A 14,007-nucleotide genomic window follows, 5' to 3' on the forward strand; every position below is an offset into this window, starting at 1 on the left:
TGAGTCTCTGAAGTAGAGGTACGGGCAATACTTAATTATGTGAAGCATTTAGTTGATGAAGGAAAAGAACCAATTTAAAAGCTTGGGCTAGTGAAGAACTTACGTCCAGCTCATAAGGAGAAAGAAGAACATGGAGACAACTCAAAAGCCGTTAAACACAAAATTGATATTAGCTGGTTTGATCATTGGTATGTTTTTTAGTGCTTTGGAACAAACGATTGTTGGTACAGCTATGCCAACGATTATTGCTGATCTTAACGGGTTTTCTATCTTTGCTTGGGTCACCACTGCCTATTTGATCACATCAACAACGGTTGTTCCAATCGTAGGTAAACTTTCTGACCTTTATGGACGCAGAAAGCTATATTTATTAGGAAACTTTATTTTTATACTAGGTTCAGCACTATGTGGAACAGCAAATTCTATGGAAGAACTCATCATTTATCGTGGGTTACAGGGAATCGGCGGCGGAATGATCATGCCACTTTCCCAAACAATCATCGGTGATATCTTTACAGCTGAACAACGTGCAAAATGGCAAGGTGTATTTGGTGCGATCTATGGATTAAGTTCTGTGATCGGTCCTTTTATTGGTGGACTTATGGTTGATCATATCAGCTGGCACTGGATTTTCTTGATCAATGTACCTTTTGGTATCATTTCAACAGCTATGATCGTGATCGGAATGAAGAATGAATCGATCAGGGCAGCGACAGGTAAAGTAAATATCGATTACTTCGGTATTTTCACTCTGATTCCAGCCGTTGTATTACTTTTATTAGGACTTACATTTGGTGGAGATAAATTTGAATGGCAGTCTACAACAAGTTATTTGTTGTTTGGTGGAGTAATTGTTCTATTAGCGTTATTTATTACGATTGAAAAACGTGCTGTAGAACCTATTTTGAATCTGTCGCTCTTTAAGAATAGGGTATTTGCAACGACAAACATTTTAGGATTTTTGCTTGGTTTAGGTATGTTTGGAGCGATCATGTTCGTTCCGATGTACATGCAAGGAATATTAGGGGTGAGTCCGACAAAAGCAGGTTCGACGATGACTCCTATGATGATCGCGCTCATTACAGCAAGCATTATTGGTGGTCGTTTGTTATTGAAGCTAAAATTTAGAACAGTATTAACATCTGGCATGGTGATTACAGCTATTGGTTTCTTGTTAATGAGTACGATGGATGTTGATTCTAATGAATTTACGGCATACGCTTATATGGTGATTCTAGGATTTGGTATGGGTCTTGTTATGCCTACTCTCATGATTGCTGTACAAAATGAGTTCCCAAAATCACAGCTCGGAGAAGTAACATCTGCTTCTACTTTCTTTCGTTCGATCGGAGGAACCATTGGAATAACGATCTTAAATGCGGTCATGAACCATTCACTTACAGATAAGATTAGTGAAGCAGCAAGTAGCGCTTCAAACCCCGTTCTTGGAAAAGCGCTTGAAGAGATCGGGAAGAAGACAGATGCGATGTTTGGGATCTTAATCAATCCAGATTTGTTACCACTTCCCGCCGATTTAAAAAGACCTGTCATTGAAACGATAAAAGACGTATGGTCAACTTCTTTCTCAAGCGTATTCTTAACAGGACTTATCTTTATTGGAATTGGCATATTTATTGCTTTATCGGTAGGGAATAGTCGTATTAAGAAAGAACCCATCGAGCAAAACACAGATCGTGAGGAAATTGCATCAAACCAGGCAGTTACAGAATAAACAACAACAAAGAGCTGATTCAAGATCAGCTCTTTTCATTTTGATTTCAATTGATTGAGCTTACCGTTGCTTATTCACCATCATATCTAAAAGTACAGAATCGGTCGTACTTGATGTTTCAGCACCTAATCTGCAAAAATTCTCAATCGTCTTTTCAACATCTTCTTCAATAAAACCATTTGTCGATGGGATACACAATCCGTTCGATGCTAAGACTGCCGATTGAACAGCGGCACTTGAACAAGTTGCAACTTTCATAGCGCATCCAGCTTTTGCTCCATCACAAACCATTCCACTAACGTTGCCTAATGTATTCTGTATAGCAGCTTTCATCTTATCTAAGTTGTCATCCAGCAAGTAGGTGATCGCAGCAGATGCACTAGCACCAGCGACAGTCACACCGCAAAGTGCAGACAATCGGCCAAATTTTGATTTCATATGAATCGAAAGAAGGTGGCTCAATGTCACAGCTCGTAACATTTTATCTTGTGTTACACCTAGTTTTTCAGCTGCGGCTACAACAGGCATCGTAACCGCGATTCCTTGATTTCCACTGCCTGAATTCGCCATTACCGGCATGGTAGAACCAGCCATTCGTGCGTCAGAACCAGCAGCAGATAGCGCCATACTATACGTAGCTAGATCATCTGAAAGAACGCCCTTTTTTGTTTGTTCATACAACGTTTTTCCTACTTTTAAACCATAGTCATTCGAAAGACCTTCTTTACATATCGCAGAATTTAACTCGACACTTCGTTTGACAAGATCTAATCGATGAACTGGAACTTTTGTAATGAACGCATAAAGGTCTTCAATCGTTAACTCAGGATTATCAGCTTTATTAGAGCTAGATGATGACCCAGGTCTTGATTTATCTACTAGTACTTTTCCGTTTTGAGTAATATAGCTTATGTTTGTATGCTCACCAGAGATCACAACGATCGCTTCCTCTGATGAAGTTTTTAACTCGACTTCAATAAATAGCTTTTCAGGACCATCTGCAGTTGCAACCGAAACCATTCCGCTCTGAACGATCCGGATCGCTTCTTCTTCCTCAGTAAGCGTAACCCCTTCAAGTACTTGAAGACCTTTTGCAGGGTCTCCTGCAATCATACCGAGAGCTGCTGTGAAATCGATACCTGTATGATTCATGCCGGGAATTCCTACAGATAAAGCGTTCTTGATAACATTGCCGCTCGCTCTAACAGAGATCGACGTTACCGGTTCGCTTATATATTCTTTGGCAGTAGCGGACGCGAGAGCGATGGCAACAGGTTCCGTGCATCCGAGTGCCACCACGAGTTCTTTTTCAAGAAGTCTACATATGTTTTCGTTGATCATAGATTTACCCTCTTCCCCAAAAATTTCTCTTCCTTAACAATAACGGTTAATTTCTTCAAAAAGAAGAGGAAAGTCTTATCAATTTTAATAGCGCTCATTAGAAAGGTATCAAAAACATATGCAGGTCTTTAGCATGAAGTCGATATAAAGAATATAGGATTAACACCATGCTAATTGCCTAAAAAAAATCAAAAAGCAATGATATATAAGCCTAAGGAACAAGAATCAGTCACAGATCTGCCATGAATTAGAGAGAAAATGCTTTTTACTTAAAGGTATAGTGGGTGAAAAGGAACTTTTTTGAAATTCTGTTCAAAATCACTAGGCACTGTCATAAATAATACTTATTATAAATGAGTAAGATCTAACACCTTTGTAGGGAGTTTTTTATTATGGATTCCAAATTGACTAAATATCAAATCATGCTACAAAAAAAGATTACAAAACAAGTTGATGATTGGAAAGATACTGAATATCCATTATCTCACCAAGAGCTTCATCAATTTTTGCATACCATTACAGGTACGGCCGGTACGATTTCGCTTCAAGAAGTTTCGAGAGCTGCAGCAGACTTAATGAACAAGATGGATCGGGAACAAAAAAGCTGGAGTTCAAAAGAAGCTGCACAATATTTAAGTCCGGTTATGGATTTGTTCACTGCTGTGCAAAAGAACCTTGTCGTATCATTACCTTCCGAATTTACTCCCATCGCAGATCAATGTGATAAGCCCCTTCTTCTAATTGTAGATCAAGACGTACCTTATCTCATATATAGCAAAGAAAAACTAGAGGATAACGGCTATGCTGTAGTCGTATCCCCAACGATTGAAAAAGCTCTTTCCATGTTTTATGACCTAAATCCAGATTGTTTGATCGTAAACCCTTATAGCTCAGAAATCGATGGGTACGATTTAATTAAACAAGTAAGAGAAACCATTGCTTTTGAACTTATTCCGATCGTTGTAATCAGTTCTTCAGACAAAAAAGAGATGCGAATTGCCGCTTATCAAAGAGGTGCTGATGATTTCTTCCTCAAATCATTGGATTGGGATGAGTATGTAGCGAGGATTGATCGACAAGTGAAAAGAAGAAAAATTGTAAAAGACACCCTTATGAAGGATGAATTAACGAAAGTATACAACCGCAAATTTCTTAAAGAGATCTATCAAAGAATTGCTTCAGAGCATTTAAGGCACAAAGATATCTTCTCGATGATTATGATTGATGTTGATTTTTTCAAGAAAATAAATGATACATATGGTCATTCAGCTGGCGATCACGTGCTTATTAAATTTGCTGAATTTCTTAGGACGCATCTTCGGAGTCAGGATGTAGTTGTTAGATATGGCGGAGAAGAATTTCTTCTTCTTTTGCCATATACGAAGCTTGAAGAAGCGGAACAGACGGCTTGTCGACTATTAGAAAATTTGAGTCAGAACGTTTTTGTTTATGAAGAACATTCATTCCTCGTTTCGTTTTCGGCAGGAGTTTATGAAGTCAGCAGTCCAGTTTCTTTAACAGAAGCAGTAAGAACAGCGGATCGAGCACTATATGCGGCAAAAGAAAACGGGAGAGGCAGGGTGGAAATTGCAAATTCCCAAGCAGAGAAAAACCGACAACTCCGCGTAGCGGTCATCGATGATTCGGAAGTTATTCGTAAAATGCTCGAAAGCTTCTTTACCGATCTTGACGTAGAAAATTATGAGCTTGAAGTAAAAACATACCAAGACGGTGTTTCATTCTTTGCGGATGATTGGCACCAGTCAAACGATGAATACTTGATCATCTTAGATGGTGTGTTACCAAAGATGGACGGAATCGAAGTATTGACGAAGCTCCGCACTTATTCAGATACGAACCAATACAAAATTTTAATGCTTACAGCACGAAAAGCGGAGGGAGACATTGTAAGGGCTCTGCATTTAGGTGCGGATGATTATTTAACTAAACCTTTTAGTATTCGTGAGTTAGAGGCGAGAATAAAAGTGTTAGTGCAAAGGGTGAAATGATGTTGTCAGAGGAAATTTTTCTCTTAGTTTGCATCGCAATGGTTTTATTGACTCTATTAACAGGCATGTTCGTATATTTAATCATTAAAAAGGCCGTTGAGATTTCTCAAGAGAAAGAGATAAATAATTATAAGGACCAAGTTCAACAGACGATTTACGATTACTTGTATCGTGAACAAAACTCACGTCTTTTAGTCCCGGATTCAGCGATTAAGTTTATTGCGATTGAACGTCTTTTAACAGAGTATTCAACGGTAATTGATGGAGCAGGTAAGCTGCGTATCTCTTCCTTAGCAGATGAAATTTTTCAGAAAAGATATGAATCTATCTTAAAACAAAAAAATTGGAGCCGCAGGATGAATGTCCTTTATAAGGTTGATGGTTTTAAGATGAGCTCACTTTCAGAAGTGCTTAAAGAGAAGCTAATCAATCAGGATGTTTCAAAAGAAGAGAAACTTATTATTTTCCGTTGTATTGCAAATAACCAAGACCATGAACTTTCTCATTTGTTTCAGTCAGTTCCAAATTTATTTTCAGTATTGGAGTACAGAAGTATTTTAAATAGGGTTGAAGAGGAGCTGTTCACAAATTTGGTAGGCGACTATCTACATTTTCCCGAGCGATTAAAGTTAGCCATTATTGATATGATTGGAATTCAGAAGAAACTGGAGTTCGTTATCTTTTTAGAAAGTCAGTTAGAAGATGAACGTTTTGAAATTCGTATACGGTCCATGAAAGCGATTGGAGAGGTTGGGTTTCTATCTGACTCTGACGGCATAGAGAGTTTTGCAAAATCAGATAGATGGGAAGAACGATTGATGGCAGCGAAGGTAATCGGAAAGACACGAGCCTTGAACGGCCTCCAAATACTTGAAACGCTAATAAAAGATTCATCGTGGATGGTACGTGCTGAAGCTGCAAAGTCATTTTTAAGTTATAACGACGGTCTTGAACGTTTGTATGATATTCGTTTTACGAGTGATGATCCTTTTGCCAGAGACATGGCATCAGAATGGATTGAGAGAGGAATTGAAGATGGTTACAGTTATTAGTCAGTTATGGCTCGAACTTGTTCGTGTTTTTGGCTGGTTTATTTTGTTTTATATGTCAGGCGTTGTACTGTTTTACGGACTTCTTTTTATTCTTGCTGCCTTTCAGTTGAAAAGGGAAGAAAAGATTGACTCCTACGAGCGGTATGAAGACTATATGGATGCGAGCTACACGAAACCAGTTTCCATTATCGTACCTGCTTATAACGAAGAGCTTGGGATTAAAGGAAGCGTTCGTTCTCTTTTGAGCATCAACTATCCAGAGTTTGAAGTAATTGTTGTAAATGATGGGTCTAGAGATGCAACGGTAGAAACGGTTATCGAACATTTTCAAATGAAAAAGGTGAAGAAGGTTATTCAGACTAGACTTGAGACAATGACCATAAAAGGTGTCTACCAATCAGTTATCTATCCTAATCTATGGCTTGTAGATAAGATGAACGGTGGAAAAGCGGATGCACTGAACGCGGGACTCAATGTTTCCAACTATCCTTACTTTTGTTCACTAGACGGTGATTCAGTTCTTGAAAGAGACGCTTTTCTAAAAGTGATGAAACCGATCATCGACTCAGATGAGACGGTGATTGCATCAGGTGGAAGCATTCGAATTGCTAACGGATGTGATATTCATGAGGGGCAGGTTGAAAGGATAGGTCTTTCGAAGAACCCGATTGTTATTATGCAGGTTATTGAATACTTGAGAGCGTTCTTGATGGGACGTATTGGACTCAGCCGTTATAACTGGCTGCTGATCATCTCAGGTGCTTTTGGTGTGTTCTCAAAAAAATGGGTAATTGAAGCAGGTGGTTATAAGCGAGATACGGTAGGAGAAGATATGGAGCTTGTCGTACGCCTTCAAAGGTTAATCAAAGATAAAAAAGAGAACAAAAAGATTGTGTACGTACCAGATCCAGTCTGTTGGACAGAAGCTCCTGATGACTTTAAATATCTTCATAGACAGAGAAATCGCTGGCATAGAGGTTTGTTTGACAGTCTTTGGATCCACAAATCTATGCTTTTTAATCCAAAGTATGGCTCCATCGGAATGGTCTCTTTACCTTATTTCTGGATCATTGAACTCGCTGGACCTGTCGTAGAGCTATGTGGTTACTTGTTTGTGGTTCTTTCTTTTTTCCTAGGAGGAATCTATATTGAGATGGCTTTGCTGTTCTTCCTACTCTCCGTCTTGATCGGTTCACTTTCTTCCATGGGAGCAGTGATCTTGGAGGAATGGAGTCTTCGTAAATACCCGAAAATATCGGACATCGTAAAACTATTTGTTTATTCACTAACAGAAACGCTTTGGTATCGTCCATTAACTGTGATCTGGCGTTGTCAAGGATTGGTTCAAGCGATTCGTGGTAAAAAGTCATGGGGAGAAATGAAAAGAAAAGGTGTATCCGGGGGAATCTCACAATGAATTCACAACAAAAATCAAGGAAACGTTTCTTTTTTCTTTTTATTCTGCTCATCATCGGATTGATCACTTCACCGTTTTGGATGTGGTGGATTAAACAAGACAACATCCTGGACGTGGCAATCGTAGATAAAACGATAAATGAAGATTCCTTTAGAGAACATAGTGGTTTAGTTTGGACGTTAAACCATTTAAAGATCGTAAATAAGAAAGAAGAAGCTTACCAAGAAAATAAGCATTTTAGCAGGTCTGTGCCAACGTTTAATAAAGGTAAAGAGCCAGATATTCTTTATGTCGCTGATAGCTATGGTGTTGAAGTGCTGAACCAAGAAAACAAACCGAGTGTCAAAGGTGGTCTGACACCTAGTGAAGTTGAGAATATCAGACGTACTGTGATGTCTGGAACAACGAACCTCATTGCAGAATTCAATACGTTTGCAAGCCCAACAGGTAAAGAAGCACGAGAAGGAATATCAGAGCTGTTAAATGTGGAATGGTCCGGATGGATCGGCAGGTACTTTTCAGATCTTAACGGCAAAGAAGTTCCTAGCTGGGTGAAGGAGAACTATAAAGATCGTTATGGAGAGTGGTCGTTTAAGAGCGGTGGCATGCTGTTCGTACATGAAAAAGGCGAGATGGTTATTTTAGAGAATAAAGACATGAAGAAAAAAGGTGCACAGTTCTTTTTTACAAAAGAAGGTAAGAAAACATATGGACTGGATGCATCAGTTCCTTATCATTATTGGTTCGATATTATTAAACCGTTGAATGAAGATGAAATTATGGCACAGTACGAATTGAACCTAACGGATACAGGGAAGAGAAAGATTCAAAAGCACCATATTCCTTTAATGTTCCCTGCCATCATACAGCATCAGAATGCAGCATATAAAGCTACTTACTTCGCTGGGGACTATGCCGATCAAGCGGAGCTTCCTGAGTTGTATCAAACATGGGGCATCAGTTTTATTAAACAAAAGTTTGCATTAGATGATGGGCAAGGAAGTACGTTTTATTGGAAGGTGTATCTGCCATTGATGAGGGCCATCTTGGAGGATGCACAGCATAAAGAGAAAACAAAACAAGCGGTGGAGATTGAAAAACAGAACGGAATTAGGATAAATGCAAAAGCATCTGGGGATTATTTGCAGATTCTCGACAACGGCAAATGGAAAAACTTCTTGATTAAAGGAGTGAACATGGGAATTGCGAAACCAGGAAGCTTCCCAGGTGAGACAGCCATTTCTAAAGGTGAATATTTCCGGTGGTTTAAACGAATCGGGGAGATGAACGCAAATGCTATTCGTGTTTATACGATTCATCCACCAGGCTTTTATGAAGCTTTTTATGAATATAATAAGATCGCCAAAAAGCCGTTGTACCTTTTTCATGGTGTATGGGTGAATGAGGATCAGTTAAAGGCGAAGCAAGATGTTTATGCGCCAGAAGTAACTGAGTCATTTAAGAAAGAAATCAAACATGTCGTGGATATTGTTCACGGTCAGGCTAAGATTCCAAAGGTGCCAGGACATGCGGGTGGAGAGTATAAGAACGATATTTCGCCTTATGTTTTAGGCTTTATTGTAGGGGTAGAGTGGGACCCGGAAGTCGTGGTTTCAACGAACGAAAAACATATGTCGGAAAAACGTTACGCCGGTGAATACTTCGCTAGCTCAAATGCCTCTCCTTTTGAGAATTGGCTAACATCTATGCTGAACTATACAACAGAGTATGAAACGAAAACGTATCAGTGGCAGCACGCAGTTAGTCACGTGAACTGGGTAACGACGGATACGTTGAAACATCCTGCAGAACCTTTTGAAAAAGAGGATAAAGTGTCTGTAAATCCAAATAACATTAAACCAAAAAATGCATTTCAATCAGGTTATTTCGCTTCGTATCACGTATATCCATACTATCCTGACTTTTTAAATTATGAGAAAAAGTATCTGGAGTATGTGGACCATCGTGGAAAGAAGAACAATTATGCAGGTTATTTACACGATTTAAGGAAAGTTCACAATATGCCAGTCGTCGTTGCGGAATTTGGAGTGCCCAGTTCAAGAGGAATAACCCATGAGAACGCATTTGGTTGGAACCAGGGCCACCATTCGGAAGAGGATCAAGGGAAATATAATACGAGGCTGTTTGAAGACATCGTTGAAGAACAGATGGCAGGCGGTATGGTATTTACATGGCAGGATGAATGGTTTAAACGGACATGGAATACGATGGACTTTGACAACCCAGACAGACGGCCGTTTTGGTCTAATGCTCAGACGAATGAACAGCAGTTTGGATTGTTATCGTTTGATCCAGAATCACCTATTAAAGTAGATGGTGAAGTCGAGGACTGGGTAGATCTAGCTCCTTATCAAAAAAGCAGCTCAAAAAGCAACGAACTAAAAGCTTTATACGTAACGAGTGACAACCGATTTGTATATATGCGAATGGATTATAACAGCAAAATAGATTTAGAGAGTTTGAACACTACGATTTTAATAGATACCATTCGTAATCAAGGGCAGCTGTCATCACCGGACGGAGTAGTTAAATTAGATGCTGGTGCCGAGTTTGCTATAAACCTAACGAACAAGAAGAATTCAAGAATACTAGTGGATAGTTATTATGACAGCAACTATTACATGTACGGACATGAACTAAAGATGATCGAGCAAAAAAGGTATGCCAATCAAAAAAACAATGGAATCTACCATCCATTAGAAATGGCTTTAAACAAAGAACTAACCATACCAAGTACAAAAGAAGTTATTCCGTTTCAGTCGTTTGAAACAGGTAAACTACGTTTCGGCAATGGAAATCCGCAAAATAAAAACTATGATTCTCTTACAGATGTCAGCGTGAACGAAAAAGAAGGGGTTATAGAGATAAGAATTCCTTGGCTTCTTCTTAACGTGAAAGATCCAAGTCTGCATGAAGTGATGGGAGATATGTGGAAAGGTACGTTAACTGCTAGTGAAAAAACAGAAGGTTTTGCCATTGGTGCTTACACGTATAAAGCAAACGGACCTGTCAGTGACTCCCTGCCACAATCAAAAGATGGTGTGATCTCTCTTCAAAACGTAAGAAAGTATATTTGGAATGAATGGGATGAACCTGTATATCAGGAACGATTAAAACAATCTTATTATGAACTGCAGAAAACGTTTGGAAATGTAAAAGAAGCGGGGGAATGATTCATGACAAGAATCCTTTTAGCAGAGGATGAAGAAATACTGCGCATGCTTGTTCTAGATACCCTTGAAGATGAAGGTTATGAGATCGATGAGGCGACGGACGGACAAGAAGCGTATGAGAGGTTATCGATGAATGACTATGACCTTGTCATCCTAGACTATATGATGCCGCGTATGACAGGGCTTGAAGTTGTTGAAAAGACAAGGAATGTTCTAAACAAAAAGAACACGAAAATGATGATTCTTTCAGCAAAAAATCAACAAGCAGATCGTGAAAGGATGAAGGAAGCAGGTGCTGATTTCTTTATGTCAAAGCCTTTTAGCCCTCAGCAGCTTCTTGAAACGATAGGGGAGATCTTGGGTGCGTAACTATTTTAAAAGGAGCTTAGGTAGGAAAGTAATCCTAATTAATCTTGTTTTTGTTTTCCTGCTCCTAGCAGGTATGGTCTCCCTGAGACTCTATCATGTCAATTTAACGGAATCACTTGATAAACAGATCTCAGCGAAACAGAACAAATTAAACTTTGTTGAGAATATGCGAGAGAATTTAAACTCAGTGATGTTTGATTCTAGGGGTTATTTTGCTTTTGGATCAAAGACATTCTTAGAAAATATTGAACAGAAAGAAAAGCAGATCAACAAAGATCTAACAACGTTTAACAAAGTATATCAATCCGATCAAGATAAAGAACTATCGAGCGAAATACAAGAGTTTACCAATCGTTATTTTAAAGAAATGCTTCCTCGTGCCATTCAATACAAACAAGAAGGACAACTCAATGAACTTGTGGATATGTCACAGGAAGAAGGAGGAACACAACAGGTAAATGCTGTACTTCAATCACTAAATAGCTTTGAGGCAGATGTCCAAAAAGAAATTGATTCTATATATAAAGAAAAAGATGAAAAGACAAGTACGAGTCAATGGATCTATTTTTCTTTTTTAACGTTTATGGTATTGGTGTTCATCGTTCTTATCCGATTGATGATGAAACAATTTGGAGGACCTCTTCGGGATATTGCAAATGTATCATCCCAAATTACGAACGGCCTCTATGTTACCGATGTTCCGCATACGAAAAGACTTGATGAGATCGGTTTACTCTCACAAGCCTTTGAGAAGATGATTCGTAGTACTCAGGATAATGAACAAGAATTAATTGCACAGAATGAAGAACTTGCAGCTCAGCAGGATGAATTAAATGAGCAACAAGAAAAGCTTCGTGAAGCATTATCGACTACAGAACAGAATGAAAAGATGCTTCTTCGAATGAATTCTTTTATTCATTCAATCTCTAATACACTTGATAAGGATCATCTATTGAAGAGCATCATTACCAATATGGTTGAGATCACCTATTCAAGTAAGGGATCAATCTGGGTGATTGATGGGAATCAAACCGCATCTGTAGGTCTATCAGAAAGTGAACTAATTCAATTTAAACAACATTTTCCTGACTCTGGAATGTTAGTAAAATTAAAAGAGAGTAGCTTATCACATCAAGTGATGAGAGATACTTCAACATCTGAAAAAGGTTATGTGGAAGGAACGTATAAATCAGGAGATCTGTACATTCCCATCTTTTCCGGAAAACGTGAAATTATAGCAGTTTTGGTCGTGACTCGAATAGGATCAACTTATTCGTGTGATGAAGTAACAGAGTACCAAGGTCTCGCACGGCAGGTCGCTCTTTCACTTGAAAAAATCATGTTGTATGAAGATAGTGAGAAACAGCGAGTAACGATGAAAAATGTAATGAACAGCATTCACGAAGGCATACAGCTAATCGATAACGAAGGTAATATCATCTCTGCCAATCAAAAATTTTGTGAGTTTATGAGCTGCAACCAACCGGACCAATTGACTAACATGAAATTTGAGGAATGGACTCGTCGGTTAAAAGGAAGAGTTCAAGAAGCTCGTGAACTACTGGCATTTATTCAGAATGCGGTTCATGAAAAGAACGATGTTGGCATTTCACATGTGTTTGAGTTAGATGGTGAAGTAAAGCGTGTCATTCAGATATATTCCGAAAGTCTCATCCAAAACGATACAAAATTAGGTACCGTTATCGTATATCGTGATATTACAAAAGAACACGAAGTGGATCAGATGAAGTCGGAGTTTGTTACAACGGTAAGTCACGAGCTTCGAACTCCGTTATCTAGCGTTCTAGGATTTACGGAGTTGATGCTCACACGTGAGTTAAAACCAGAGCGTCAAAAGAAGTATTTAACAACAATCCACCAAGAAGCTTTTAGGCTGACTTCACTCATAAACGATTTTCTGGATGTGCAAAAGATGGAGAGCGGAAGCCAGGAATTCGATAAAAAGTATCACTCGATCTTGCCGATCATTCAAGATGTTATAGACGTTCAAAAGGTAAGTAGTGACAAACACGTGTTTGACATTGATATCCAAACCGAAAAATTATCCGTGTTCGGAGATCGAGATAAGTTATCACAAGTGTTTATGAACTTAATATCGAATGCGATAAAGTACTCACCTGAGGGAGGCAAAGTTTCGGTAAGACTCTACCATACCGATAAACATCTTATCATAGATGTTAAGGATGAGGGGCTTGGCATTCCGCAGTCGGCAATAGGCGATCTGTTTACGAAGTTCTATAGAGTGGATAACTCCGATCGAAGAAAAATTGGTGGTACTGGTCTGGGTCTTGCTATCGTTAAAGAAATTGTGAAAGTGCATGGAGGACAAATATCGGTCGCGTCAACATTAGGTCAGGGAAGTACATTTACCGTAAAGTTTCCGGTCATAGAAGATGTATATGTGAATGCCTCCATAACGATGGAAAAAGGACAGAAAGCTGATATTATCATTATTGAAGATGATAGGCATCTTGCAGGACTCATCACCGAAGAATTAATTGAACGAGGCTTTCAAATCGCACAGTTTAACAAAGGTGAAGAAGCTTTACTCATGATCGAGAAGTTACAGCCTGAAGCGATCATATTAGATATTCTTCTAGAAGGTGAGATGGATGGCTGGCAAGTGATTCAGACACTTAAAGCGAATGAGAACACAAAAGACATTCCAATATTCATCTCAACAGCACTTGATGAAAAGCAGCGAGGACTTAACCTAGGTGCTGCAGGATACTTGATCAAACCATATCAACCAAGCCAATTAACTTCGTTTATTCTCCAAGTTTTGCTGAACAAAGAGAAGAACGGACATATTTTAGTACCAGAAGAAAATAATATGAATCAAAATTGAAGTAAAAGCCTGCAAAACGTTTGC

General features: G+C 38.9%; 8 protein-coding genes. 7 read left to right on the top strand and 1 reads right to left on the bottom strand.

Annotated elements, in window-relative coordinates; genetic code table 11:
* The first annotated feature begins 130 nt into the window (after positions 1–130).
* Positions 131–1,732: an MDR family MFS transporter gene (locus tag I5J82_RS02205; RefSeq protein ID WP_198766470.1), complete on the top strand. Its 1,602-nt coding sequence runs from the start codon at positions 131–133 to the stop codon at positions 1,730–1,732.
* A gap of 60 nt (positions 1,733–1,792) precedes the next feature.
* Here the strand turns inward: I5J82_RS02205 and I5J82_RS02210 are convergent, their stop codons facing one another.
* Positions 1,793–3,073: an L-cysteine desulfidase family protein gene (locus tag I5J82_RS02210; protein WP_198766471.1), complete on the bottom strand. Its 1,281-nt coding sequence runs from the start codon at positions 3,071–3,073 to the stop codon at positions 1,793–1,795.
* A gap of 392 nt (positions 3,074–3,465) precedes the next feature.
* On the opposite strand from I5J82_RS02210, the gene I5J82_RS02215 reads away from it, so the two are divergent.
* From I5J82_RS02215 to I5J82_RS20590, 6 genes are read left to right on the top strand one after another with little or no spacing between them, the layout of a single operon-like run.
* Positions 3,466–5,082, top strand: a complete 1,617-nt coding sequence (locus I5J82_RS02215; RefSeq protein WP_198766472.1) for a GGDEF domain-containing response regulator — start codon at positions 3,466–3,468, stop codon at positions 5,080–5,082.
* A 2-nt stretch (positions 5,083–5,084) separates the two neighbouring features.
* Positions 5,085–6,134 carry a HEAT repeat domain-containing protein gene (locus I5J82_RS02220; protein ID WP_198766473.1) on the top strand — a complete coding sequence of 350 codons (1,050 nt, stop codon included), beginning with the start codon at positions 5,085–5,087 and terminating at the stop codon, positions 6,132–6,134.
* Positions 6,118–7,551 carry a glycosyltransferase family 2 protein gene (locus tag I5J82_RS02225; RefSeq protein WP_198766474.1) on the top strand — a complete coding sequence of 478 codons (1,434 nt, stop codon included), beginning with the start codon at positions 6,118–6,120 and terminating at the stop codon, positions 7,549–7,551. Before I5J82_RS02220 ends, I5J82_RS02225 begins: the two co-directional genes overlap by 17 nt.
* Positions 7,548–10,745: a hypothetical protein gene (locus tag I5J82_RS02230; RefSeq protein WP_198766475.1), complete on the top strand. Its 3,198-nt coding sequence runs from the start codon at positions 7,548–7,550 to the stop codon at positions 10,743–10,745. The genes I5J82_RS02225 and I5J82_RS02230 overlap by 4 nt, the downstream gene beginning before the upstream one ends.
* A gap of 3 nt (positions 10,746–10,748) precedes the next feature.
* Complete coding sequence (locus tag I5J82_RS02235; RefSeq protein ID WP_198766476.1) at positions 10,749–11,114, top strand: response regulator; 366 nt, start codon at positions 10,749–10,751, stop codon at positions 11,112–11,114.
* Positions 11,107–13,983: an ATP-binding protein gene (locus I5J82_RS20590; protein WP_198766477.1), complete on the top strand. Its 2,877-nt coding sequence runs from the start codon at positions 11,107–11,109 to the stop codon at positions 13,981–13,983. Before I5J82_RS02235 ends, I5J82_RS20590 begins: the two co-directional genes overlap by 8 nt.
* Positions 13,984–14,007 lie beyond the last annotated feature (24 nt).

Source organism: Fictibacillus halophilus, assembly GCF_016401385.1.
Taxonomy (GTDB): Bacteria; Bacillota; Bacilli; order Bacillales; family Fictibacillaceae; genus Fictibacillus; species Fictibacillus halophilus.

Bases quoted from the DNA above. Each gene is read 5' to 3' on its own strand.
- I5J82_RS02210 (WP_198766471.1), bottom strand. From the start codon at position 3,073: ATGATCAACGAAAACATATGTAGACTTCTTGAAAAAGAACTCGTGGTG.
- I5J82_RS02235 (WP_198766476.1), top strand. From the start codon at position 10,749: ATGACAAGAATCCTTTTAGCAGAGGATGAAGAAATACTGCGCATGCTT.
- I5J82_RS02225 (WP_198766474.1), top strand. From the start codon at position 6,118: ATGGTTACAGTTATTAGTCAGTTATGGCTCGAACTTGTTCGTGTTTTT.
- I5J82_RS02215 (WP_198766472.1), top strand. From the start codon at position 3,466: ATGGATTCCAAATTGACTAAATATCAAATCATGCTACAAAAAAAGATT.
- I5J82_RS02230 (WP_198766475.1), top strand. From the start codon at position 7,548: ATGAATTCACAACAAAAATCAAGGAAACGTTTCTTTTTTCTTTTTATT.
- I5J82_RS02205 (WP_198766470.1), top strand. From the start codon at position 131: ATGGAGACAACTCAAAAGCCGTTAAACACAAAATTGATATTAGCTGGT.